Origin of the sequence: Bradyrhizobium sp. AZCC 1577 (genome assembly GCF_036924575.1) — a bacterium.
Taxonomy (GTDB): domain Bacteria; phylum Pseudomonadota; class Alphaproteobacteria; order Rhizobiales; family Xanthobacteraceae; genus Bradyrhizobium.
This window is the reverse complement of sequence record NZ_JAZHRQ010000001.1, coordinates 7,512,293-7,536,592: the sequence shown is the minus strand read 5'-3', so window position 1 is coordinate 7,536,592 and position 24,300 is coordinate 7,512,293. Positions and strand designations below refer to the sequence as shown.

The 24,300-nt window shown below is 63.7% G+C and carries 23 protein-coding genes; 11 read left to right on the top strand and 12 right to left on the bottom strand.

The annotated features are described in order from the left end of the window. The first annotated feature begins 22 nt into the window (after nucleotides 1-22). Complete coding sequence (locus V1278_RS35765; RefSeq protein WP_334383929.1) at nucleotides 23-1,552, top strand: ABC transporter substrate-binding protein; 1,530 nt, start codon at nucleotides 23-25, stop codon at nucleotides 1,550-1,552. Between the two features lie 350 nt (nucleotides 1,553-1,902). Continuing rightward, a complete protein-coding gene (locus tag V1278_RS35760) occupies nucleotides 1,903-3,048 on the top strand; it encodes a serine hydrolase (protein ID WP_334383928.1) in 1,146 nt (381 codons plus the stop codon). 19 nt (nucleotides 3,049-3,067) lie between these two features. Here V1278_RS35760 and V1278_RS35755 read toward each other — a convergent pair whose 3' ends face one another. The 3 genes from V1278_RS35755 to V1278_RS35745 all read right to left on the bottom strand — a co-directional run bounded on the left by V1278_RS35755 (nucleotide 3,068) and on the right by V1278_RS35745 (nucleotide 6,561). Next, nucleotides 3,068-4,543 carry an amidase gene (locus V1278_RS35755; RefSeq protein WP_334383927.1) on the bottom strand — a complete coding sequence of 492 codons (1,476 nt, stop codon included), beginning with the start codon at nucleotides 4,541-4,543 and terminating at the stop codon, nucleotides 3,068-3,070. A gap of 70 nt (nucleotides 4,544-4,613) precedes the next feature. Then, nucleotides 4,614-5,582 (bottom strand): VOC family protein, encoded by a 969-nt coding sequence (locus V1278_RS35750; protein WP_334383926.1) that lies wholly within the window; start codon nucleotides 5,580-5,582, stop codon nucleotides 4,614-4,616. 613 nt (nucleotides 5,583-6,195) lie between these two features. Next, on the bottom strand, nucleotides 6,196-6,561 hold the full coding sequence (locus V1278_RS35745) for a nuclear transport factor 2 family protein (RefSeq protein ID WP_334366325.1): 366 nt from the start codon (nucleotides 6,559-6,561) through the stop codon (nucleotides 6,196-6,198). 260 nt (nucleotides 6,562-6,821) lie between these two features. On the opposite strand from V1278_RS35745, the gene V1278_RS35740 reads away from it, so the two are divergent. After that, nucleotides 6,822-7,955, top strand: a complete 1,134-nt coding sequence (locus V1278_RS35740; RefSeq protein ID WP_442893796.1) for an alpha/beta fold hydrolase — start codon at nucleotides 6,822-6,824, stop codon at nucleotides 7,953-7,955. Nucleotides 7,956-8,025: 70 nt separating this feature from the next. Here the strand turns inward: V1278_RS35740 and V1278_RS35735 are convergent, their stop codons facing one another. Further along, nucleotides 8,026-8,376: a RidA family protein gene (locus V1278_RS35735; protein ID WP_028347975.1), complete on the bottom strand. Its 351-nt coding sequence runs from the start codon at nucleotides 8,374-8,376 to the stop codon at nucleotides 8,026-8,028. 121 nt (nucleotides 8,377-8,497) lie between these two features. After that, on the bottom strand, nucleotides 8,498-10,156 hold the full coding sequence (locus tag V1278_RS35730) for an FAD-binding dehydrogenase (protein ID WP_334383925.1): 1,659 nt from the start codon (nucleotides 10,154-10,156) through the stop codon (nucleotides 8,498-8,500). 287 nt (nucleotides 10,157-10,443) lie between these two features. On the opposite strand from V1278_RS35730, the gene V1278_RS35725 reads away from it, so the two are divergent. The 6 genes from V1278_RS35725 (at nucleotide 10,444) to V1278_RS35700 (ending at nucleotide 15,796) form a co-directional block, all read left to right on the top strand. Continuing rightward, nucleotides 10,444-10,914, top strand: a complete 471-nt coding sequence (locus tag V1278_RS35725; RefSeq protein ID WP_334383924.1) for a hypothetical protein — start codon at nucleotides 10,444-10,446, stop codon at nucleotides 10,912-10,914. A gap of 102 nt (nucleotides 10,915-11,016) precedes the next feature. Next, the gene (locus tag V1278_RS35720) at nucleotides 11,017-11,268 is read left to right on the top strand and encodes a hypothetical protein (protein WP_334383923.1); all 252 of its coding nucleotides are present in this window, start codon (nucleotides 11,017-11,019) and stop codon (nucleotides 11,266-11,268) included. Between the two features lie 23 nt (nucleotides 11,269-11,291). Then, complete coding sequence (locus V1278_RS35715) at nucleotides 11,292-11,882, top strand: SCO family protein (RefSeq protein WP_334383922.1); 591 nt, start codon at nucleotides 11,292-11,294, stop codon at nucleotides 11,880-11,882. 180 nt (nucleotides 11,883-12,062) lie between these two features. Beyond that, nucleotides 12,063-12,890: a transporter substrate-binding domain-containing protein gene (locus tag V1278_RS35710; protein ID WP_334369124.1), complete on the top strand. Its 828-nt coding sequence runs from the start codon at nucleotides 12,063-12,065 to the stop codon at nucleotides 12,888-12,890. A gap of 188 nt (nucleotides 12,891-13,078) precedes the next feature. Continuing rightward, complete coding sequence (locus V1278_RS35705) at nucleotides 13,079-14,722, top strand: lysine--tRNA ligase (RefSeq protein ID WP_334383921.1); 1,644 nt, start codon at nucleotides 13,079-13,081, stop codon at nucleotides 14,720-14,722. Between the two features lie 291 nt (nucleotides 14,723-15,013). Further along, nucleotides 15,014-15,796, top strand: a complete 783-nt coding sequence (locus tag V1278_RS35700) for a class II aldolase/adducin family protein (RefSeq protein ID WP_334383920.1) — start codon at nucleotides 15,014-15,016, stop codon at nucleotides 15,794-15,796. A gap of 134 nt (nucleotides 15,797-15,930) precedes the next feature. On the opposite strand, the gene V1278_RS35695 is transcribed toward V1278_RS35700, so the two are convergent. Next, nucleotides 15,931-16,449, bottom strand: coding sequence for a mismatch-specific DNA-glycosylase (locus V1278_RS35695; RefSeq protein WP_334383919.1), 519 nt, complete (start codon nucleotides 16,447-16,449; stop codon nucleotides 15,931-15,933). 10 nt (nucleotides 16,450-16,459) lie between these two features. After that, nucleotides 16,460-17,110 (bottom strand): S24 family peptidase, encoded by a 651-nt coding sequence (locus tag V1278_RS35690; RefSeq protein ID WP_334383918.1) that lies wholly within the window; start codon nucleotides 17,108-17,110, stop codon nucleotides 16,460-16,462. Between the two features lie 185 nt (nucleotides 17,111-17,295). Between V1278_RS35690 and V1278_RS35685 the strand changes: the two genes are divergently transcribed. Together V1278_RS35685 and V1278_RS35680 are read left to right on the top strand one after the other, a co-directional pair. Further along, nucleotides 17,296-17,640 carry a DUF952 domain-containing protein gene (locus tag V1278_RS35685; RefSeq protein WP_334383917.1) on the top strand — a complete coding sequence of 115 codons (345 nt, stop codon included), beginning with the start codon at nucleotides 17,296-17,298 and terminating at the stop codon, nucleotides 17,638-17,640. Next, the gene (locus V1278_RS35680) at nucleotides 17,637-18,734 is read left to right on the top strand and encodes a quinone-dependent dihydroorotate dehydrogenase (protein ID WP_334366333.1); all 1,098 of its coding nucleotides are present in this window, start codon (nucleotides 17,637-17,639) and stop codon (nucleotides 18,732-18,734) included. The genes V1278_RS35685 and V1278_RS35680 overlap by 4 nt, the downstream gene beginning before the upstream one ends. Nucleotides 18,735-18,807: 73 nt before the next feature. On the opposite strand, the gene V1278_RS35675 is transcribed toward V1278_RS35680, so the two are convergent. The 5 genes from V1278_RS35675 to V1278_RS35655 all read right to left on the bottom strand — a co-directional run bounded on the left by V1278_RS35675 (nucleotide 18,808) and on the right by V1278_RS35655 (nucleotide 24,172). After that, nucleotides 18,808-20,130, bottom strand: coding sequence for an MATE family efflux transporter (locus V1278_RS35675; RefSeq protein ID WP_334383916.1), 1,323 nt, complete (start codon nucleotides 20,128-20,130; stop codon nucleotides 18,808-18,810). 2 nt (nucleotides 20,131-20,132) lie between these two features. Further along, nucleotides 20,133-20,867, bottom strand: coding sequence for an MBL fold metallo-hydrolase (locus tag V1278_RS35670; protein WP_334383915.1), 735 nt, complete (start codon nucleotides 20,865-20,867; stop codon nucleotides 20,133-20,135). Nucleotides 20,868-20,891: 24 nt separating this feature from the next. After that, nucleotides 20,892-21,194 (bottom strand): DUF6460 domain-containing protein, encoded by a 303-nt coding sequence (locus tag V1278_RS35665; RefSeq protein ID WP_334383914.1) that lies wholly within the window; start codon nucleotides 21,192-21,194, stop codon nucleotides 20,892-20,894. Between the two features lie 96 nt (nucleotides 21,195-21,290). Beyond that, a complete protein-coding gene (locus V1278_RS35660) occupies nucleotides 21,291-23,138 on the bottom strand; it encodes a cisplatin damage response ATP-dependent DNA ligase (protein WP_334383913.1) in 1,848 nt (615 codons plus the stop codon). Beyond that, nucleotides 23,135-24,172 carry a ligase-associated DNA damage response exonuclease gene (locus V1278_RS35655; RefSeq protein ID WP_334384324.1) on the bottom strand — a complete coding sequence of 346 codons (1,038 nt, stop codon included), beginning with the start codon at nucleotides 24,170-24,172 and terminating at the stop codon, nucleotides 23,135-23,137. The genes V1278_RS35660 and V1278_RS35655 overlap by 4 nt, the downstream gene beginning before the upstream one ends. Nucleotides 24,173-24,300: the final 128 nt, after the last annotated feature.

Genomic DNA, 24,300 nt, shown 5'->3' with positions numbered 1-24,300 from the left:
ATAGAAAAAAATGGAGAGCGATATGCGTATGCAAAAAAAGCTCGGCGTTGCAATTCTGGCGGCGGTTCTATCGGGTGTCGCTGCGTTGCCAGCGGCGGCGCAGAAATCCGCCGACACGCTGCGGATCGTGATGCGCGACGCGCTGCCCAACATCGATCCCTTCTACAACAATTTGCGCACCGGCGTGGTGATGCACCACCAGGGCTGGGATGCGCTGGTCTACCGCAATCCCGATACGTTCAAGCTGGAGCCGCTGCTCGCAACCGAATGGAAGCTGCCGGATCCGACCACGATCGAGTTCAGCTTAAGGCCCGGCGTCAAGTTTCATGACGGCAGCCCGTTCACGGCCGACGACGTCGTTTACACCATCAATATCGTCGCCGATCCGGCGAGCCGCGTCTCGACCCCGTCGAATTACAACTGGATCGACAAGGCGGAGAAGACCGGCGACCTTTCGGTGCGCGTCAAGCTGAAGCGGCCGAACCCGGCGGCGCTGGAATATTTCGCGCTGGTGCTGCCGATCTATCCCAAGGCCTATCGCGAGAAGGTCGGCGCAGAAGGTTACGCCAAGGCGCCGGTCGGCGCGGGTCCCTACAAGGTGACGAAGGTCGAGCCCGGCGTCTCCATCGACTTCGAGCGCTTCGAGGACTACTGGGCCGGCAGCCCCAAGGGGAAGCCTGCGATCAAGAAGATGAGCGTGCGCTTCGTGCCGGATGCCGGCACCGAGATGACCGAATTGCTCGCCGGCCGCGCCGACTGGATCTGGAACATGAACCCGGACCAGCTCGAGCCCGTGAACCGGATGCCGCATCTGCAGGCGGTGCGCAAGGAATCGATGCGGATCGGCTTTCTCTCGATGGATGCGGGCGGCCGCACCGGCGCCGACAATCCCCTGACCAAGCTCAAGGTGCGTCAGGCGATCTGGCACGCGATCGACCGCAAGGCGATTGCCGACAAGCTCGTCACCGGCGGTAGTCGCGTTCCGGCTGCGCCCTGCTTCCCCTCACAGTTCGGCTGCGATGCCGAAGCCGCGGTGGCCTACACCTACGATCCGGCCAAGGCCAAGCAGCTTCTCTCCGAGGCCGGTTATCCCGATGGATTCGACGTCGAGCTTGCCAGCTACGTGCTGCCGCAATGGGGCTCCTCGGTGCAGAACTATCTGCATGCGGTCGGCATCCGTGCCAAGCTCAACCAGCTCCAGACCGCGGCGCTGATCCAGCGCGCCAAGGCCGGCGAACTCAGGATGTATCTCGGAAGCTGGGGCAGCTATTCGATCAACGACGTCTCGGCCATTCTGCCGAACTACTTCGATGGCGGCGCCGACGACTACGCGCGCGATTCCGATGTGCAGAAATGGCTGCTTCAGGGCGGTTCATCCATCAACCCGGAGGTGCGCAAGGAGGCCTATTCGGCGGCGATCAAGAAGATCACCGAGCAGGCCTACTGGGCGCCGCTGCACACCTATGTAACGACCTACGGCCACTCCAAGCAGCTCGATTTCACGCCATACCCGGACGAACTGCCGCGGTTCTATCTGGCGAAGTGGAAGTAGAGCTGGCGGGTTGCCCGGAGAAAGCAGCGATGGAGCGGGATGACGATTCGAAGATCAGTCATCCCACTCCACACCATCAAGCGGGCAGCACGCCCAGACTGACTGCAACGAACGCAGGTGCGTTGACGGCGGCGTGCAGGGCGATGTCCACGGTGGCGTTCCTTGAAAACTTCGGAGGGCGCTTCATCAAATGACCGTGTCCTTGAGGAGCGATTGCAGGAACAGCGCGTTTCGGTTGGGAGCATAACCCGGGGATCACCACTACCGCGCGGACCTGTCATGTTGTTTCCATCAATCATCGCATCGCTCGGCTGACAACAGCGGCTGGCGATTTCGCGGTACATCTCCAAATGGCAACGGCTTCGATCAGATGGTGGTGTCGCGCTGCAGGGCTGACCTTTCTGCTTGCCTGCCTGTCCGGTTCGGCGCCAGTTGTCATTGCCGACCCTGATATGGAATCGCGGGTTCGAGACCTCGTGGCAGGCCACCTCGCCCCCGAAGCGACGGCTGATCATCCGGGCGGGGCCGCATCCGCAGTTTACATCGCAGGCCGCGTGGAGTTTTTTAATTACGGCTTCGCGGATCAAGCCAGGAAAACGACAATCACGTCGGACTCGCTGTTCAATATCGCGTCCATGCGCAAGGTGTTTGAAGCTACGCTGGTGGCGCTCGGAACGCTTCGTGGCGAACTGAGGTTGGACGATCCCATCGACAAATACGTCACCGAATTGCGGGGGGACTATATTCGTCGGGTCACGATCGGCGAGCTTGCAAGCCATACGTCCGGCCTGCTGCTGGCAACGGATCATCCGCCCTGGCCCAACGAGACGTACTCGTTGGCCGACTTTCTCGACATGCTCAACGCCTGGACTCCCCATGCGGGCGAGCAGCCGGGCAGGCAGCGCGTCTACACGCACGCCGGCTATGTGCTGTTGCAGCTCGCGCTCGAGCGTCGGTATGGGCTTCCAATCAAGGAACTGGTCGAAACCCGCATCCTGAAGCCTCTCGGCATGAACTCGACGCTGCTTCCGGACCGCGGGCCGGACAATCGCGCCATCATGAGTCCGGAGTTCATGCAGCGCGCCGTCCAGGGCTATTCCGAGGACGGAACGCCAATCGGGCCGCCGGGCAACCAGCAGAGCTATTACCATTTCGCCGGGACCGGACAGATGTTCTCGTCGGCGAGGGATCTGGCGATCTTCCTTGCTGCTTGTGTCGACGGCAGAGCGATCGATCCGCAGTTGCGCGAAGCCTTGCAGATCACGCAGCGCGAGATGTTCCGTGTGAGCGAGATGTTCGGACAGGCGATGGCCTGGGAGAATGTCGACGTCGATGGGGTGAGCATCGTCGACAAGCCGGGCGGTCTCAACAACGCATCGGCCTATATGGGGCTGGTCCCCGCGCGAAAGATCGGCATGCTCCTGCTCGCCAACCGCGCCAACTTTCCGACAGAAATGGCTCGCTACCGTATACTTCCGGCGCTATCCCGAATGTAGATGGTGCCGAGCGCGCCGTTCAATCGCTCGTCACATGCACGCCAGCCCTTTGCCCCGCATTCCACTTGCCGCCGATCGCGCGCTCGATCTGCGCCGCGAGCTGCAACAATAAGCCGTCATTGGCCTGCTTGGCGATGGCCTGGATGCCGAGCGGCAGACCGTGCTCGTGGGTGGCAAGCGGCAGCGAGATCGCCGGGATGCCGCAGAGATTGGCGAGCGGCGTAAAGGCAAAATTGCGCCAGAGATTGCCGAACCAGTCCAGCACGTCGGGATTGTCGCTGATCGTGAGATACTCGGTCGTGCCGACCTTCGGCGTCGGCAGCGCGGTGATCGGCGTTAGTATAATATCCCACTCCTCGAAGAACGCGCCGAAGCCGCGCGAGGTCGTGTTGAACACCGCCTGCATGCGCGCTCGGTCCGCGTAGGACGTGTGCCGGCCACGCTCCCAGATCCGGATGTTGATCGGCTCGATCAGATCTTCCGGCGGCTGTTCTAGGCCACGCGCCGCCAGCATGTTGGAGATGACGACGGAAAAGTTGCTGATATAGCAGGTGGTCTGCGCCGCGAAGGCCTCACCATAGTCCAGATCCGGCAGGGCGTAATCGACATCATGGCCGAGGCCTTCGAGAAAGCGCCCGGCTTTCTGCAGCTCGGCCGCGATATGCGGTGTCGCGCGATAATCACCCCACTGATACGACAGCGCGATTTTCAGCCGGGCAGGATCGCGTGTGATCATCCGCGTATACGGCTCCGGCGGACTCCAGAACGGCATGAATTCGCCCGGCGCCGGACCGCGGCAGGCATCGACGAAGGCCGCGGTATCGCGCACCGTGCGCGACTGGCAGCCTTGAATCGAGACCAGCCCGCTCAAATCGGAGAGGTGCGGCGACAGCGAGAACACGCCACGCGAGACTTTCAGCCCGATATTGCCGTTGACGCCGGCGGGAATCCGGATCGAGCCGCCGCCGTCGGTCGCGTGCGCGATCGGCACCGCGCCGGCGGCGACCATCGCAGCGCTGCCGGCCGACGATCCGCAGGTGGTGTAGTCGGTATTCCAGGGATTGCGCGTGACATAGACGGCGGGATTGTCGGCCGAGCTGCAGACGCCGAATTCCGGCGTCGTGGTGCGTCCGATCAGATTGAGCCCGGCTCCGCGCATCTTCTTGGTCATGAATGTATCGGCCGTGGCGCGATTGCCGCGCATGTAGAGCGAGCCCATCTCCTGCAGCCGACCCTTCAGCGTCGGACCGAGGTCCTTCATCAGGAACGGAAGTCCGGCAAACGGCCCGCCGAGATTGGTACCGTCGGTGGCGGGATCTGCGACCGCATCCTCGAACACTTCGACGACGGCCGAGAGTGGGGGATCGACCTTGGCGATGGCGGCGGCGGCCTGCGCCGCCAAATCCTTGGCCGTCAGCTCGCCCTTCGCGACACGCGCAGCCAGCGCCACGGCGTCATGATCGGCCCATTCGTCCCAGCTCATCGGCAAAGTCATTGGACTACCCTCTCGGCACAGCTTTGACCCCGGCGCAGGGGACGCTGTCGTTCATTCGTTTGTCGCGCCGTCAAACCTTGATGAGACGCACCTTCGTCCCCCAGGGATCGGCCGTCTCGATGCCGTTCGTAATCGCTGCTGCCGGCGCGCCCGCCTGTCGCAGGCGCTGCTGCTGGGCCTGCAGGATCTCCTCCGATGCGACCTCGAGCGAAAACCATGCAAGTCCCGTGGCCGCATCATCCCGCCGGCCGGCGCCGGCGCTCTGCCAGACATTGATGCCGAGGTGGTGGTGATAGCGCCCCGACGAGAGGAACGCGGCGCCGGTGCGCTTGCGAGTCGGGTCGAAGCCGATGGCGCCGCCATAGAAGCGGTCGGCCTGTTCGAGGTCGCCGACGCGCAGGTGCATGTGGCCGATGCGAAGGCCGTCGGGCGCCCCGGCATAGTTGGAGATGCGCGGATTCGTCAGCGTCAGCAGGCCGTCGATATCAAGCGGGTCGGTCGCCATCGCGACCGTGCCGCCATCCCATTTCCAGCTTTCGGGCGCGCGGTCGGCGTAGACCTCGATGCCGTTGCCTTCGGGATCGTCGAGATAGACGGACTCGCTGACGAGGTGATCGGCAAACCCGGAGAGCGGCACCTTATTCGTTGCGGCGTGCACCAGCCAGCGCGCGAGATCCTTGCGGGTCGGCATCAGGAAGGCGGTGTGATAGAGGCCCGCGGCATTCCGCGCCTCGCTGGCAGCGCCCGCGCGCAGGGTGAGATCGAGCAGCGGCACGCCGCCCGCGCCGAGACGGGCGCCGGTAGCCGTGCGCTGCAAGATGGTGAGCCCGATGGCGTCGCGATAGTAATTGGTGACGAGATCGAGGTTACGCACGCGCAAGGTCACCATGCCGATCCGCATCGGCGTACGGTTGGCGAAGGTCGGCCCGGCAGCGCCGTCAGCCGCTCCTTCCGCCAGCGCTGCCGCCGTGGCGGCCGCGCTCAACGACGAGGCGCCGGCCAGGTGAAGGAGGGTGCGGCGGGTCAGGTCGATGCTCATGACAGCTCCGTTTCTCGATCGGCTCAGCGAAGCAAATCCCGCGCCGGTTCTATGCTCCGCAACGTCGCGACAGGGCCGGCCGGACCATCGTTGTTGCAGCAGAACGTTTTGCTCCGAGCAAGCTATTTTTCAGCGCAGGGTTGGGCAAAGGCGCGATTAGCGCCGTGCCCACCATCTATCGGCGATCACACTTCTCTGATGCGCGTCGTCCCTGCGAACCCAGGGACCCATAACCACAGGTTTGCGTTGTTGACGGAGGCCGTCTACGCGCGCGCGAAATAATTTACGCCGCGGCGTATGGGTCCCGGGTCGCGCTCGCGTTGCTCGCTTGCCCAGGACGACGGTCTGATTTGCCGCGCGCGCTAGCGCAATCATGCAATGACCCGGGACAAGATAAGCCGACGGGGCAAATCACTTCTGATTTTCAGAAACCGTGTCAAGCCCGGGATTCAAAAATATTCCGCTTCACGCGAGGGGCAAATCAGTCGCATATTTCCGCCCGTCTCACCCATTGAGGGGCGCTCGCGATCGTCACGAACGTGCGGTGAGATGCGGTGGACAGCCCTCCCCCGCAAGGGGGGAGGGAGCCGACCGCCCGCGCGTCGAGACTCAGCTACGCCCCCGCCGGCACCTGATCGAGGAAGCCGGTGATGCTGCGGATGCGGCCGTCGCGGAGGACTGCGAAATCCGTGCCCTTGATCGGGCTGTCGCCGCCGTCGGGGCCGAGGCCCCAGGAGAAGCGGACGTGGTCGCCAAAGCCATTGGGCTCGCCGATCAGCCTGAACCTGAAATCCGGAAACTTTTGCTGCACGCCCGCGATCAGCGCGTCCACGCCGTCATGGCCATCGCCCGACATCAGCGGGTCGACATAGCGGGCGTCACTGGTCCAGTTCTGGCTGAGAATTTCGCGGCGGCGGCTTGGCGTCCGCTCGTTCCACAGATCGATGTAGCTGCGGGCAATCTTGTTGACGTCGGTCATCATGCTCTCCTTCGTTCCGGCCGAATGGGCCGGCTGACCGACTATCGAAAAATCCGACGCGCCAATCGATTACCTCAGAGGTCAAGGATTTCGATTTTTGGCAATCATGCATCTTGCGGATGCGGTGCTGACCTATTTCCGACGATCGATCAGGCTAGGGCCTGCGCCGGATCTGGCGTAAAAGCATGCGACCTCGGCTCTTGCCGTCCTCACCATGGTGGGACGATCAATCGGGAACGGCTGTGGCAGAGAAACCCAAGATGCCGGAGACGCCGGAGCAGCATGCGGGCGCCGATTGGGCGCAGCAGGTATGGCTGTGGCCGCTGGAAGCGACGCGATTGGCGCTCGACAGCTATGCGCAATGGTTCGCCGATCCCAGGCCCGCGCCTTCCCGCGCCCCGGAGCAGATGCCGCTGGCCTGGACCACGCCAAACGTCGTGGCGCTGCAACTTCCGTCGATGCGGCTGCGGGCGTTTTCGCGAGGCAATGCGGGGCAGCCGGTGCTCGTTTGCGCGCCCTATGCGCTGCACGGCGCGCTGGTCGCGGACTTCGCGCCGGGCCACAGTTTGGTAGGAGCGCTGCAACGAGACGGCATGAACCGCATCTATGTCACGGACTGGCGCTCGGCCACGCCGGAAATGCGCCATCTGTCGATCGACAATTATCTTGCCGAACTCAATGTGGCGATCGACGAGATCGGCGCGCCGGTCGATCTTGTCGGCCTGTGCCAGGGCGGGTGGCTGTCACTGGTCTACGCCGCTCGTTTCCCCGGCAAGGTGCGGAGGCTGGTGCTCGCCGGTGCGCCGGTCGATGTTTCCGCGCCGTCAGAACTCTCGAAGATGGTGGCCGCACTTCCGCATGCGGCTTTCGAGCAGATGGTGCAGCAGGGTGAAGGGATCGTGAACGGCGAGCACATGCTGCGGTTCTGGAACATTCCATTCAGCCAGCATGACGTCGAAGCCGTGCTGCAAAGGAATCTTCGCGATGGATCGGACGAGGCGCGCATGCTGCTGGACCGTTTCAAGCGCTGGGATCGTGAGACGCTGGATCTGCCGGGAGCCTATTATCTCGAGGTGACCGACCGGGTTTTTCGCGAGAACCAGATCGCTGAAGGGCGTTTCGTCGCGCTCGGCCGCAGGATCGATCCTGCTGAGGTGCGCGTGCCGGTCTTCCTGCTGGCGGGAGAGAACGACATCGTCGTCCCGCCCGATCAGGCGTTCGCAACCGAGCGGCTTTTGGGCGCGCCGCAAGCATGGCTGGAACGGGCCTCCGAGCCATGCGGTCACCTCGGCCTTTTCATGGGGCGCAGGGCCTTGCGCCATTCCTGGCGCCGGATCGCGCGGTGGCTTCAGGCTGATATCGGCGATGTCACGGGGGCACGGATCAGCGCGTGAGAGGCAGATGAAAATGCCCCGGATTGCGCCTGCAATCCGGGGCAACAAGACGGTTAGCGGCTGACCGACGTTACTTCGCCGCGACGACCATGATCTCGACGTTGTACTGCGGGGCGGCGAGCTTGGCCTCGACGGTGGCGCGGGCCGGCGTGTTGCCGGCCGAGACCCAGCCATCCCACACCGCGTTCATCTCGGGAAAGGTCTTCATGTCGGTGATGTAGATCGTAGCCGACAAGAGCTTCGACTTGTCGGTGCCGGCCTTGGCGAGATGGCCGTCGATGATCGAGAGAATGTCCTGAGTCTGCTCGGTCACGCTCTTGCCGGCGGCCTTGCCGGCAACGACGCCGGCGAGATAGACGGTGTTGCCGTGGACGACGGCCTGGCTCATGCGAGGTCCGGTTTCGAAGCGCTGGATGGTCATATTGTTCTCCTAGTAGGGGGCGGCGGTTACTTAGCGCGCTCGTGTCCCATGCGCCACTGCGTTATTTGCATTGAGATTGGGCCCGCCATGCCGCGACAAGCCCGGCCATCACGGCGGGAAATCAGGAAGCTGCCTTTGCCGCCGCGCGTCCCGCATTCCTCCCCGAGAACAGGCAACCGCCGAGGAAGGTGCCTTCCAGCGAGCGGTAGCCATGCATGCCGCCGCCACCGAATCCGGCGGCTTCGCCGGCGGCGTACAGGCCCCTGATGATCTCGCCGTTGGTGCCGAACACGCGCGAGTCGAGGTCGGTCTCGAAACCGCCCAGTGTCTTGCGCGTCAATATGTTGAGCTTCACCGCGATCAGCGGGCCGTGTTCGGGGTCGAGAATTTTGTGCGGCTTTGCGGTGCGGATCAATTTGTCGCCGATGTAGCGGCGCGCATTGTGCAGGTTCATCACCTGCGCGTCCTTGACATAGGGGTTGGTGATCTCGCGGTCGCGCGCCTCGATCTGCGCCTTGATGTGATCGTGCTTGAGCAGGTCGTTGCCGGCGAGCGCGTTCATCGCGCTGACGAGGTCGCCGAGATTGTCGCGCACGATGAAGTCGGCGCCGTTCTGCTTGAACGCTTCCACCGGCGCCGGTGCCCCCTTGTTGGTGGCGCGCTTGATCGTCATGCGCCAGCTCTTGCCCGTGAGGTCGGGATTCTGCTCGGAGCCGGAGAGTGCGAACTCCTTTTTGATGATGCTCTGGGTCAGGATGAACCACGAGTAATCGTAGCCGGTCGACATGATGTATTGCAGTTGGCCGAGCGTGTCGGAGCCGGGGAAGAGCGGCGCGGGCAGGCGCTTGCCCGTGGCGTCGAACCACATCGAGGAGGGGCCGGGCAGGATACGGATGCCGTGGCGCGGCCAGATCGGGTTCCAGTTCCGGATACCCTCGACATAGTGCCACATGCGGTCGCGGTTGATCAGCCGCGCGCCGGCGGCCTCGGCGATGCCGATCATGCGGCCGTCGACATGTTCGGGCACGCCGGAGATCATGAATTTCGGCGGCTCGCCCAGACGCTTCGGCCAGTTCTGCCGGACCATGTCGTGATTGCCGCCGATGCCGCCCGAGGCGACGATCACGGCGTGCGCACGCAGCGTGAAATCGCCGATGACCTGGCGCGATGAGCTCTTGCCGCGCTCGACGCTATCGGGCTCGAGCACCGAACCGCCGACCCCCTCGACCGCGCCGTTCGCCATCATGAGTGTGTCGACGCGGTGGCGGAACTTGAACGTTAACCGGCCATTTTTTTGCGCTTCGCGCGCACGGCGCTCGAACGGCTCGACGATGCCGGGGCCGGTGCCCCAGGTGACGTGAAAGCGCGGCACCGAATTGCCGTGGCCCATCGCGTCATAGCCGCCGCGCTCGGCCCAGCCGACCACCGGAAAAATACGGTGGCCCATCGCGCGCAGCCATTCCCGCTTCTCGCCGGCCGCGAACGCGACATAGGCTTCCGCCCATCGCTTCGGCCAATGGTCGTCGTCGCGGTCGAAGCCCGCGGTGCCCATCCAATCCTGCAAGGCAAGATCAAACGAATCCCTGATGCCCAGCCGGCGCTGTTCGGGAGAATCGACCAGAAACAATCCGCCGAACGACCAAAAGGCTTGTCCGCCAAGGCTTTGTTCGCCTTCCTGGTCGACGACAATGACGCGTTTGCCGGCGTCTGCGATCTCCGTCGCCGCGACCAGTCCCGCCAAGCCACCGCCGACCACAATTACGTCTGCATCGTCAGCCATCGTTTCCTCCCCCACGCCGTTTTTGATTCAAGCCCGCGTCCTCGCGCGCGGTCAACGGCAAACGGATTCTTGCCTGCGGCTGCGTCGCCATCTCGGCAAGAGTCGTTTGTTCCAGTTTGGGACCTTTACGCGCAGAGGGTGCAGCGGCCAAGCAACACTTAATTTGAATTTGTTTTGACCTGCTGTGGCTGCCTAGACAAAATCACGATCTCAAACGACGCTACACCACGTCTTGCATCACGAAGACGATCAGATTCGGTTTCGATATTTTTGAACTGGGGCGGGATATGAAGCTGGTGACGGGGTTGCTTGCCGCGGTGCTGCTGCTGGCGGGAATGGGGGCAAGCCAGGCGGTGGTGCGGATAGCCGACGATCGCGGCGGCCGGATCGGCACCTATGTTGACAGATACCAGGGCTTACGCACCTCAGGCGAAACCGTGATCATCGACGGCCTGTGCGCCTCGGCCTGCACCATCGTGCTCGGCGCGGTTCCCCATGACCGGATCTGCGTTACCTCGCACGCCAATCTCGGCTTCCATGCCGCCTGGGATTTCGGCGCCAACGGCCGTGCCATCACCAACCCCGAAGCAACCCAGATGCTGTATTCGATGTATCCGCCGCCGGTACGGAGGTGGATCGCGGCGCGCGGTGGCCTGACCCAGCGCATGCTCTTCCTGCGCGGCAAGCAGCTTCAGGCGATGTACAGGCCCTGCTATCTCGACGCCCAGGCCTCCTCGAACAAGCCTGCCTCGCGCTGAACCAGCGCAGCCGTTTCGCCAAAAAGTAACGCGGTGGCCGGGCCCGTCCCGGCCATTTGCTTTTGGTGCACCTCTCGCCCGACTTGCCCTCCGCATGACGTGATGTTGGGCACGGCCATTCCGCTTGCCTGCACCGGGAACTGCCCCTATCTGAATCCCATGGTTCAGCCGATTTCCACGCAAGTCCGAACGATGGCGGCGGCCCCGCGTCAGGGCCGGGTCGCGTCCGTGATCGTCTGGAGCGCTGCCGGCCTCGGTGCGCTGGCCGTGCTCGGCGCGGCTGCATTGTGGTTCCATTACGGCACCACGGTGTTTTTCGAAATGATCGCCGCCGGCATCTCGGCCTGCTTCTGACCGGGCAATAAGGAATTCCTGACATGGACCGGACCATTCGCCCGCTGGTGATTATCGCTGCCTTCGCCGCGAGCCTCGCGGTCGGGCTGACGATCATGCTGTGGGCAATGGGCGGCTTGCGAACCGTCACGGCGCCGGCCGCGATCGGCGGACCGTTTCAACTGACCGACCAGGCCGGCCAGACCGTCACCGAGCAGAATTTGAAGGGCAAGCCGACACTGATCTTCTTCGGCTTCACCCATTGCCCAGACGTCTGTCCGACCTCGCTGTTCGAGATTTCGGAAGTGCTGAAGGCGATGGGCAAGGACGCCGACCGCGTCAACGCCTGGTTCGTCTCCGTCGATCCCGAGCGCGACACGACGGCCGCGATGAAGGACTATCTCTCCAGCTTCGACCCGCATTTGAAGGGGCTGACCGGCAATCCGGAGGCGATCGCAAAGGTGCTCTCGGCCTACCGGGTCTATGCAAAAAAAGTCCCGCTCAAGGACGGCGATTACACCATGGATCACACCGCGCTGATCTATCTGATGGATCGCGATGGCAATTTCGTAGCGCCCTTCAACCTGAAACGGACACCCGAGGAAGCCGCTAAGGATCTGAAGCGCTATCTCTGAGCGGCAAGCTGGCCGAGGAGCGAAAACGGCCTCGCATCGCGGGCCGGATGGTCTATAAGGCCGTGAAATTCCGCAAAGCCATTGCCGCAGATGTCATATCTTAACGTCCAGTTAACCAATGCAAGACTGTATCGAACCATCAGCGCGTGGCTGGTCGGGCTGTCGATCGTGTCCGCGTTGATGGCTGGCGGCGGTAATGCGGCGCAGGCGCAAACCCAACCCCGCACCGCGGTCGAGGCGGCCCCGCAGGCGGTGCCCGGCTTCTGGGACCCGCGGCGGCGCCCGGACCGGCCCGACATGTCGCGCCTCACGGTGATCCGGTTCCTGACCGAGACCGATTACCCGCCGTTCAACTTTACCGGCCCCGACGGCAACCCCGCCGGCTTCAACGTCGATCTGGCGCGGGCGCTGTGCGACGAGATCAAGATTTCCTGCACCATCCAGATGCGCCGGTTCGAGACGCTGGTCGATGCGATCACAAGCAATCGCGGTGACGCCATTATCGCCTCCATGGCGGTGACGCCGGCCTTGCGCGCAAGGCTCGATTTCACCGATCCCTACTACCGCGCGCCGGCGCGCTTCGTGTCGCGGCGCGATGCCGTGATGCCGGAGGTCCGCCCGGAATATCTCGAAGGCAAGAAGGTCGGCGTCATCGCCGGCACTTCGCACGAGGCCTATCTGAAGGCGATGTTCACCGACGCCGAGATCAAGTCCTACCCGAACGACGACGCGCTGCGGCTGGCACTCAGGCGGAGCGAGGTCGACTTCATCTTCGGCGATGCGATCTCGCTGGCGTTCTGGATTAACGGCACCGATTCCGCCGAATGCTGCGCCTTTTCCGGCGGGCCCTTCGTTGAGAGCCGCTATTTCGGCGAAGGCATCGGGATTGCGGTGCGCAAGGGCAATGATCTGCTCCGGACGTCCCTGAACTGGGCGCTGTTCCGGATCTGGGAAAAAGGTCGCTTCACCGATCTGTGGCTGCGGTATTTTTCGATTAGTCCGTTTTAGCGGAGTCATTCCGGGACGCGAAGCGAACTATGATGTGCAATTGCGCATCTGAGAATCTCGAGATTCTCGGGGGGCAAGGGCGCCCCAGAGTTCGATGCTTCGCATCGCCCCGGAACGACGGCTCTGCCGTCATTTTGCATTTTGCCGCGGAGGCGCTAGTTTCCGCAGCTTCCACAGAGAGCCTTTAAATGTCCGTCATCGACCTTGCCGCCAGCCCGAGCGATTTGCGCGCGCTCGCCGAACAATCCAACGCCTGGCCGTTCGAGCAGGCCAAGGCCATTGTCGCGCGGCTGAAGAAGAACCCGAAGGACGAGGTACTCTTCGAGACCGGCTACGGTCCGTCGGGCCTGCCGCATATCGGCACCTTCGGCGAGGTCGCGCGCACCACCATGGTGCGCCACGCCTTTCGCGTGCTGACCGAGGACAAGGTCAAGACCCGGCTGCTTGCGTTCTCCGACGACATGGACGGCCTGCGCAAGGTGCCGGACAATGTGCCGAACAAGGAGATGCTGGCGTCACATCTCGGAAAGCCGTTGTCGCGGATACCAGATCCGTTCTCCAACGAGCACCCGTCGTTCGGCGCGCATAACAATGCGCGGCTGCGCGCGTTCCTCGATACTTTCGGCTTCGACTACGAATTCGCCTCGTCGACCGACTACTACACCTCGGGCAGGTTCGACACAGCGCTGTTGCGCATGCTGGAACGGCTCGACGCCGTCATGAAGATCATGCTGCCCAGTTTGCGCGAGGAACGCGCGGCGACTTATTCGCCGTTCCTGCCGATCTGCCCGCGCACCGGCATGGTGCTGTATGTCCCGATCGTCCAGCACGATGTGAAGGCCGGCACCGTCTCCTATGACGATCCCGAGACCAAGGAGCGCGTCACGGTCCCCGTCACCGGCGGGCATTGTAAGCTGCAATGGAAGCCTGACTGGGCAATGCGCTGGTTTGCGCTTGGCGTCGACTACGAAATGGCCGGCAAGGACCTGATCGACTCCGTGAAGTTGTCGGGCAAGATCTGCTCGGCGCTCGGCGGCACGCCGCCGGAGGGTTTCAACTACGAGCTGTTCCTCGACGAAAAGGGCCAGAAGATCTCGAAGTCGAAGGGCAACGGGCTGACCATCGACGAATGGCTGCGCTATGCCTCGCCGGAATCGCTGTCGCTGTTCATGTATCGCGAACCGAAGGCAGCGAAGCGGCTCTATTTCGACGTGATCCCGCGCAATGTCGACGACTATCAGCAATTCCTCGACGGCTTTCCGCGGCAGGATGCCAAGCAGCAGCTTGCCAATCCGGTCTGGCACATCCATTCCGGCAAGCCGCCGAAGGCGGATATGCCCGTCACCTTCCAGCTCCTGCTGACCTTGGTGTCGTCGTCGAATGCGGAGAACGCTGAAACGCTGTGGGGTTTTATCGGCCGCTATCGTCCGGGCGTCACGCCGCAGACGCATCCGAAGCTCGACGCGATGGTCGGCTACGCCATCAACTACTATCGCGACTTCGTGGCGCCGACCAAGAAGTTCCGCGAGCCGACCGACAGCGAACGCGCCGCGCTGCAGGATCTGCGTGACGCGCTGTCGCAATTGCCGGCGGGATCGAGCGCCGAAGACATCCAGAACGTGGTTTATGAGATCGGCCGCCGCGAGCCGTTCCTCGATCCTGTCAAGAAGGGCAAGGACGGCCGGCCGGGCGTCTCCCTCGACTGGTTCAACATGCTCTACCAGGTGCTGCTCGGCCAGGAGAAGGGCCCGCGCTTCGGCTCGTTCGTCGCGGTGTACGGCGTATCGAATGCGATCGCGATGATCGACGGCGCGCTGGCAAGTAGTGCGTAGCTCTTTCCGTCGTCGCTTGCGAAAGCAGGGACCCATAGCCACAGGCCGATGTTATCGGCTTCGCTGTGGCTCCAGCTTGATGCAAGCAACGAACGTCTGTGGTTATAGGTGCCGGCTCAAGGCCGGGACGACGCCGGAGGGCTTGGCTGCTGCCGCGGACCCGCAAACCGGGATGGCAGGTCCGCCGCAATTTCAGCCATGGCGGCGCCGGATTGCGCTACACTAGTGTGCATAACAGTCGTCAAAGCCTCCACCGAGGGGCGGCAAATAAGCGGATCAGGGAGAAAGCTCATGCAGTTCAGGGTTTCGCCACAGACGCTCAGCGAGTACAGCGCCGAGGAATGGCAGGCGCGGGTCGATCTCGCGGCCGCGCACCGGCTGGCCTTCATCCAGGGATTTTCCGAAGGCATCTTCAACCATCTGACCTTCGTGGTGCCGGGCAAGAGCGACCGCTACTACCAGATTCCGTTCGGCACGCATTGGTCCGAGGTCACCGCGTCCTGCTTCATGGAAGTCGGCATCGACGACGGCGAGGTTAAGAGCGGCGAGGGCGAGGTGGAGCGGTCCTGCTATTGCATCCATGCGCCGATCCACAAGGCGCTGCCGCAGGCGAAAGCTGTGTTTCACACCCATATGCCGCATGCCAGCGCGCTGACGCGGCTAGAAGATCCCCGCATCAAGGAAATCGGCCAGACCGAGGTCGGGCTGTCAGGCGCCATCGCCTATGACGACGAATATACCGGCCCGGCGCTCGATCCCGCCGAAGGCGCGCGGCTCGCAAAAGTCATCGGCGACAAGACCGTGCTGTTCATGGCCAATCACGGCATCTCCACCGTCGGCGCCACCATCGCGGAAGCCTATGACATGCTGTATTACGTCGAGCGTGCCGCCCAGGTGCAGATCTACGCGATGTGGACCGGGCAGAAGCTGAAACAGTTGCCGGCGCCTGTGGTGGAGAAAACCAAGCGCGATTATAAGGACGAGCATCTCTACAAGGGCCCGACCCCAGCGCAGCGGCATTTCGATGCGTTGAAACGGATGCTGGATCGGAAAGAGCCTGATTACGCGACGTAATTCTCCGTCGTCCCCGCGAAAGCAGGGACCCATACGCCGCGGCCTGCGGAAAGGGCAGGCTGTGAGACGCTATTCTTCGCCATGAGCATTTGTGGTTATGGGCCCTGCGTTCGCAGGGCGACGCTGTGGTGAAATCAGCGGCTTGCCCGCGCGCCCACCGTTCTCACCTCATCCGCAAACTGGTGCCAGATCTCCGGGCGCCAGCTTCCATTTGCGGCACCTGAAGTCGACGGTAGTATCCACACCCTGGTATCGCCGATCAGCTCCAACTGCTCGCCATATTCCCGCTTGCCGTCGAAGAATTTCTGCCCCGCCGTCTTGCTGGTGAACGCAAGGAATTGCGGACGGAATGTCGCGATTGCATTGCTCAGCCGGGCGCGATCCGCTGCCGTCAATTTGGGAAGCGTGGCGCGGTCCATCCCCGCGCCCGCTTTCACCAGATCGGTCAGGCCGATCCCATGTCGCAGCAGACTGCGATATTGATTTGGCCGCAGCAGCTCCGGCGTCAGCCCCGTCTCGTGCAAGATCGCCCAGAACTTGTTTTGCCGGTGCGCGTAGTAGGCCCGCTGGGCAGCGGACGTCGTCCCGGCGGCGGTTCCGCACAGCACGATGCGAAGAGAATGTTGCAGCAGGTCGCTCAGCACGTCCGGCACGGCGGCAATCCTACTGGCTCGCCCATACGATCCGGGCGATCCAGGCGACGTCGTCGGCCTCAAGCGTGCGATCGGCATGCGCCGGATTGAGCGACTGCAGTTCCAGGGCCCTGGTGGTCCGGCGCTTCAATTCCTTGACCATCACTTCGCCGTCTGACGTCTTGAGCACCACGCGGTCGCCGCGCCGGATCGGCGTGCCCGGCGACACCACGATGATGTCGCCGTCGCGATAGGTCGGCTTCATCGCGTCGCCCGAGATTTCCAGCGCGTAGGCATGCTCGTCGCTGGTCGACGGCAGCGCCACCTCGCCCCAGCCCTTGCCGGCGGGAAAGCCGGAATCGTCGAAATGGCCGCCGCCGGCTTGCGCCAGGGCGAGCAGCGGCAGCGACTGCTGGCTGCGCGCGCCGTCGCCGATCAATTGCACGAAGGTCTCGATCGACGAATTGGTCGCGGCCAGCGCTTTGGAAACTGATTCCGTGGACGGCCAGCGTTCACGGCCGTCCGCGGCGATGCGTTTGGATTTGTTGAACGTGGTGGGGTCGAGGCCGGCGCGCTTGGCAAGACCCGAGGGTGACATGCCGGCACGTTCCGCCAGCCGGTCGATCGCGGTCCAGATCTGGCTGTGGGTCAGAATGCGTTGCGCCTTGGCCTGTCTGGCCATCGAAAATCCCTGAAGCGATCTAGGAATTATTGCCTCATTTGGCCGGTTTGCGCAATTCTTCCAGCCGAAGTCTGTGACCGCAGCGCTTGAGTTAGGCGCGGGCCGCCTTTACGGTCGGCCGCCAGCCCGGCCTTTTCCGGGAAAATCCCAAAAGACTCAACGACAAGCAGGAAGTCCGGATAGCCGTGCCCACGATCTATAAAATCACTCCCGCCTCGGCTTGGCGCGAGGCCGAACGGCAGGGCGTCTACCGGGGAGGTAGCGACGATCTGCGTGACGGCTTCATTCATTTTTCGACCGCGTCCCAGGTCGCCGAGACCGCGCGCAAGCATTATTTCGGCCAGACCGGGCTGTTCCTGGTCGCGGTCGACGCCGACGCGCTGGGGGATGCGTTGCGCTGGGAGCGTTCGCGCAACGACGAACTGTTTCCGCATCTCTACGGCGAACTCGATCTCGGCGCGGTAACCGGCATTCTCGATATGCGCGCGCGGTCCGATGGCACGCACGACATTCCGGAGCTACTCCCGTGATCCGCGCTTTCGACGCCTTCTCGCTGCCGCTGTTGCGCTGGTTCGACCCGGAGGACGCGCATCGCATGGCCATCCAGGGCCTGCGGCTACTGCCGTTGGTCAAGCCGCGCGCCGACGACCACAAACTGGCGGTACGCGCATTCGGCCTGAATTTCCCCAATCCGATCGGCATGGCCGCGGGCTTCGACAAGAGCGCGGAAGTGCCCGACGCGCTGTTGCGGCTCGGTTTCGGCTTTGTCGAGATCGGCACGGTGACGCCGAAACCGCAGGGCGGCAATCCGCGGCCGCGGCTGTTTCGGCTCGAGCGGGATGAAGCCGTGATAAACCGCATGGGCTTCAACAATGACGGCGCCGAAGTCGCTTTGCGCCGGCTGGCGGCGCGCGCCCACCATGGCGGCATTATCGGCGTCAATGTCGGGGCGAACAAGGATTCGTCCGACCGTGTGGCCGATTATGTCAAGCTGATCGAGACCTTTGCACCTGTCGCGAGCTATTTCACCGTCAACGTCTCCTCGCCGAACACGCCGGGCCTGCGCAATTTGCAGCAAGCGGCAGCGCTCGACGAACTGCTCGCCAAGGTGATCGATGCGCGCGAGCGGGTGCGGAAGAATGCCGGGGATTCGCCGGTGCTGCTGAAGATCGCGCCCGATCTCAGCCTCGCCGAACTCGACGACGTCGTGCACATCGCGCGCTCGCGCCGAGTCGACGGCATGATCGTCGCCAACACCACGCTGGCTCGCCCTTCGATCCTGCGCGAACAGGCCCGTGCGAAAGAGCAGGGCGGATTGTCGGGACGGCCGCTGTTTCGACTATCGACCCGCATGGTGGCGGAGACTTATGTCCGCACCGAGGGCGCGTTTCCGTTGATCGGCGTCGGCGGCATCGATTCCGGCGGCGCAGCGCTGACCAAAATCCGCGCCGGCGCCAGCCTGATCCAGATCTATTCGTCGCTGGTCTACAAGGGACTTGGTCTCGTCGACGACATCAAAAACGATCTCGCCTCGACCTTGCTGCGCACGGGGCGCGATTCGCTATCCGAAATCGTCGGTGCGGATGCAGCGACAATCACGGCCGAGGACTGGCCGGTGAGGTAGGCTCGTCGCGCAAGCGCCTCCCTAGTCACCTCTCCCCGCAAGAGCGAGGCGAGGGAGAAGAGCGTCGCCCTTCTCATCCAAACGACTTCCTCAACAACGCCGGATATCGCAGCGCCTCTAACCCACCGCGCGCGGCGTAATGAATCAGTAGCGCGCCCCACAGTCCGGCATTGCCAAACGACCGCAGCGCAAACCACGCGGTGAGGAAGATCACCAGCGAAGCCACCATCAGATTGCGCATGTCGCGCGCCCAGGTGGCGCCGATGTAGATGCCGTCAAAGGCAAAGGCGAACACGCCGAGCAACGGCGCAAAAATCACGAACGGCAAATAGTCGCGCGCGATGCGCCGCACCTCCACGCTTGTCGTCATCATGTCGACAAACGCGGGCCCGAACAGCAGGAAACAGGCGGCGACCGCGAGCGCGAAGCCAAAGCCCCACATGACGACGAGCTTGACGGCGCCGGCGAAGGCCGCCTTGTTGCGGGCGCCATAGGCCCGGCCGCAGAGTTGCTCGGCAGCGTTGGCGAGGCCATCGAGGAAAAAGGCGCCGAACAGCAGAAAATTGTTGAGCACGGCATTGGCGGCGAGCGTCAGGTCGCCGGCACGCGCACCCTGTGCGGTGAAGAACAAGAACGCCGCGATCAGCGAGGCGGTGCGGATCATGATGTCGCGGTTGACCGAGAGCATGCGCATCAGCTTGGCCGGATCGAACAGCATCGCGCGGGAAACCCCGAGTTGCCCTTTCGAAAGCCGGCGGGCGATCTGCAATCCGAGCATCAGGCCTGCGGCTTCCGCGATCAGCGCGGCGATTGCGGCGCCGGCAATTCCGAAGTCGAGCGCCAGCACCAGCACGACGGTTGCCGCCACGTTGATGAGGTTGATCGTGATCTGCGTGCCGAGCGCCAGCTTGGCCCGGGCCTGTCCGACCAGCCATCCCAGCACCACGTAATTGCCGAGCGCCAGCGGCGCTGACCAGATCCGGATAATGAAGTAGGTTTTCGCCGCGCGCGTGACGCCCTCACTGCCACCCATCGTGTTGAGCAGAACGGTGGCGAGCGGGATCTGCAGAGCGATCAGCGCCGCGCCGACCAGTGCCGCCACGATCAGCCCGCGTGCCAGGATGGCGCGCAGTTCCGACGTCTCGCCGGCGCCGAGCGATTGTGCCGTAAAGGCGACCGTGCTCATGCGCAGGAATCCGAACAGCCAGAACATGCAGTCGAACAGCACCGAGGCCAAGGCCACGCCGCCGAGCAGCGTGGCGTCGTCGAGCCGCCCGATGGCCGTGGTCGAGACGATGCCGATCAGCGGCGTGGTCAGGTTTGCGACCATCGCGGGACCCGCGATGGCAAACACCTGTGCTGTCGTGACTTTCGATGGAGCTAGCGGCGAGTGCATGCCTAGAGCTCGACGACCATGCCGTCTTCGGCAGCGGTATAGGGCAGTTCGCCCAGCCGCCCGAGCATGTCGTCGCTCATGTGCGTGAGCACCAGCCGTTTCGGGTTGATCTCGGGCAGATGCGCTGCGAGCGTTTTCAGGCTCAGATGGTTCTTGACGATCTTGTCAAAGTAATACGCCTCAGCGACGAACAGGTCGGCGTCGCGCGCCGCTGGGATCAGCGTCTCCGTCCACTCGGTGTCGGCGCTGTAGGCGATGACGCGGTTCTCCGCCTCGACGCGATAAGCCAGGAATGGCCCACCGGATTCGCCATGAACGACGGGATAGGGCGTGACCTTGACCTCGCCGAACGTGCGGCTTTGCTCCGGTTCAAGCGCGACAACCGAGAGATCAAAACGCTGTTTTGTCTTCGATGAATGCTCGAACAGCGCTTCTATCAGGCTGGCGAGTTTTGTCTCGATCCCTTGCGGGCCGGCAATGACGAGCGGGCGGGAGCGACGCGTGAACTGCGCATCCAGCAGCAGGAACGGCAGGCCGCCAAAATGGTCGCCGTGGAAATGCGTGATCAGGATTAGATCGATCGCATCGCGCGCAAGGCCGAGCCGCTTCAGCGCCGGCAGCGACGACGCGCCGCAATCGATCAGAAAATTGACGCGGCTACCCGTGACGTGAAAGCAGGTATTATACCTGCCGCCGGAGCCGAACGCGTCGCCGCAGCCGACAAATTGCAATTGCATCGGCTGCCACCGCCCAATGAGTGACTAGCGCCCGCGCGGGGCGCCGAACAGCCGCGACAGCAGCCAGATCGGGACCACGATCACAGCGCCGAGCAGGAAGTAGCGCCACAGCCAGTTGACGGCGTCGAAGCCGAGATCCCACAGCCGCTGGAACAGCATGCGGATGCTGTGCACGATATTCCAGGGATCGAACCCGATCGCGGCGAGCACCACGCCGACCAGGATCGACAACAGGATCAGCCGGAACGCCACCGACAGCGGCGAGCCGCCGAGAAAACGATACAGGCCGTCATGGCTGGCCGGCAGGTCTCGGACGTCGTTGGGCATCGGTTTCTCCTCGCGGGTCGTGCGCATTATAGGCACGGCGGGGCACATGGGGAACCCGCTCATATCAGTCAATGGCCGCCATGCGCCTGCGGAATGTTAATTTGCCGTCACGTCCTTCAACATCCGTTCCAGCGTTTCCAGCCGGTCGGCCTCACGCGGCGGCTTGTCCCAGCGCAGCCGGCTGATGCGCGGAAACCGCATCGCGACGCCGGATTTGTGCCGCGGCGAGCGCGCCAACCCCTCGAACGCCACTTCCAGCACCAGCCCCTGGTCCGGCTCATGCACGACATGGCGGACCGGGCCGAATTTTTCCGTAGTGTTGCGGCGGACGAAGCGGTCGATCTGCAACAGTTCTTCATCGGTGAACCCGAAATAGGCCTTGCCGACCGGCACCAGTTGCTCGCCGTCCTCGCCCGAGGTCCAGACGCCGAAGGTGTAATCCGAATAATAGGACGAGCGCTTGCCGTGGCCGCGCTGCGCATACATCAAGACGGCGTCGATGACGTGTGGATCGCGCTTCCATTTCCACCACTGGCCCTTGGGCCGGCCCGGCAGATAGGGCGCGTCGCGGCGCTTGAGCATCACGCCCTCGACGGCATCGGCATCTTGGCCGGCGCCGGCGCTGGCGGGGTCGGCGCGCGCGGCCATCAGCGCCTGCCAGCTATCGAAGGCAATGGTCGGCGACAGGTCAATGCGCGGGTCGTCCAGCTTGCGGACGAACACTTCAAGATGCGCCCGGCGCTCGATAAACGGCAATTCGCGCAGGTCGTTCTCGTCGTCGCCGAGCAGGTCGTAGGCGCGCAGGTGAATCGGAAAGTCCTTGGTCAATTTCGGTGAGACGACCTTTCGATTGAGCCGCTGCTGCAATATGTTGAAGGTCTGCACGCGGCCATCGCGCAACACCAATAGCTCGCCGTCGATCGCGCCGGGCAGATGCAGCGACGGCAGGAGGTCGGGAAAGCTGTTGGTGATGTCCTCGCCGGTGCGCGAGTAGAGCCGCGCCTGCATGTGCCCGCGCTCGTCGCGACCGCTTACTGCCTGCACGCGAATGCCGTCCCATTTCCATTCCGCGATGAAATCGGCCGGATCGAGACTGGCGAAATCCGTATCCTCGATCGCATGCGCCAGCATCACCGGGCGGAACGGCGCCGGATCGCGGTTGACCGGTTTTTCGCCGCGACCTTCCAGCCAGGCGAACAATTCGAGATAGGGCGGGGCGAGCCCCGGCCAGATCAGCTCGATCTCGTGCGGATCCTTGTCGCCAAGCGCTGCCGCGGCCGTTTTCGCCAGCCGCGCCGAAATCCCGATCCGCATCGCGCCGGTGACCAGCTTTAGCAGCGCCCAGCGGCCGGTCTCGTCGAGTTCGTCGAGCCAGCGCGCGAGCTGGCCTGGCAGCTCGGTCTTACCGAGCGTGCGAAGGGTAACGACGACTTCGGAGAGGGTGGGGGGAGGCGGGTTGTTGTGGCTTCGCGGTTCATTATTGGCACCACCCGTGTGGTACCCCTCTCCCTGACCCTCCCCCGCAAGGGGGGAGGGAACGGTGAGAGTTGTTGATGTGGCCTTTAGTTTGTCCCGAGATGATTGCGGCGGACTCAACTGCGCTCCCTCCCCCCTTGCGGGGGAGGGCGGGGGAGAGGGGTGGCCCAGCAAAGATTGCCCGTCGCCAACCCCGCCCTTCGGCCACATCAGCGCGACCGTTTCCGAGAGATCGCCGACATAATCATAGGACAGTCCGAACAACACCGGATCGGTACGATCCATGATCAGGTCCCGAACGAGCCCCGGTTTGGCGTGCTTGAACGACAGCGCGCCGGTCAGCGCCGCCAGCGCGTAGCCGCGGTCGGGATCGGGCGTGTCGCGGAAATAGGCCGTGATCAGCCGCAGCTTGTTGTTGCGGCCGGGCTCGTAGGCGAGTCGGTCAAGCAGTTCGGCAAAGCGGTTCATGTCTCGGCCTCGTCGGCCGCCACCACCTCGTGTTCCTCCTCATCACCGTAGCCGACCAGATCGAGCGGCCGCGCGGCAAGCCCGCGCGCCCTGCACCAATGCACCAGCGCGTCTTCCTGGCCGTGCGTGACCCAGACCTCGCCAGCGCCGGTGGCCGCGATGGTGGCGGTCAGCCCGTCCCAGTCGGCGTGGTCGGATATCACCAGCGGCAGTTCGACGCCGCGCTGGCGGGCGCGCGCCCGCACCCGCATCCAGCCCGAGGCAAACGCCGTGACCGGATCGGGGAATCGCCGCGTCCAAATGTCAGAGGTAGCCGTCGGCGGCGCCAGCGTGATGGTGCCGGCGAGGTCGGCCTTCTTCATGCCCTTCACCAGCCGCAGCTCGCCGAGCGCTATGCCGCGGCTCTCATAGTAGCGCGTGATCCCTTCCATCGCGCCATGCAGATAGATCGGCGCGTCGTAGCCTTGCTCGCGCAACAGCGCGATCACGCGCTGCGCTTTGCCGAGCGAATAGGCCCCGACCAGATGCGCGCGTTCCGGAAACAGCGCGACGGACACGAGTAGCTTTTTCACCTCATCCGCCGCATCGCCATGGCGGAACACCGGCAGGCCGAAGGTGGCTTCGGTGATGAAGACGTCGCAGGGCACGACTTCGAATGGCGTACAGGTCGGATCGATCGCGTCCTTGTAGTCGCCGGATGCAACGATGCAGAGGTCCTTGCAGGAAACGGCGATCTGCGCCGAGCCCAGTACGTGGCCCGCCGGGTGAAACTTGATCTTGACGTCGCCGAGGCGGACCTCTTCGCCATAGCTTATCGCCTGCGTGCTGCGCGCAAAATTGTCGCCATAGCGCAGCCGCATCATGTCGAGCGTTTCCTGCGTGGCGAGCACGGCGCCATGGCCGGGACGGGCGTGGTCGGAATGGCCATGGGTAATCACGGCGCGCTCGACCGGGCGAACGGGATCGATATGGAAGCCGCCCGGCTTGCAGCACAGGCCGGCAGCAACTGGCAACAGGATGTCGTGCGGACGCATCCGGCTTATATAGGGCGTCTCCCCGCGATGTTCAGCCGTGTGATGTCTAGCTGTCATGCGCGGGCTTGACCCGCGCATCCATCTTTTGAAGAGTCTGCTTTTTATGATGGATGGCCGGGCCAAGCCCG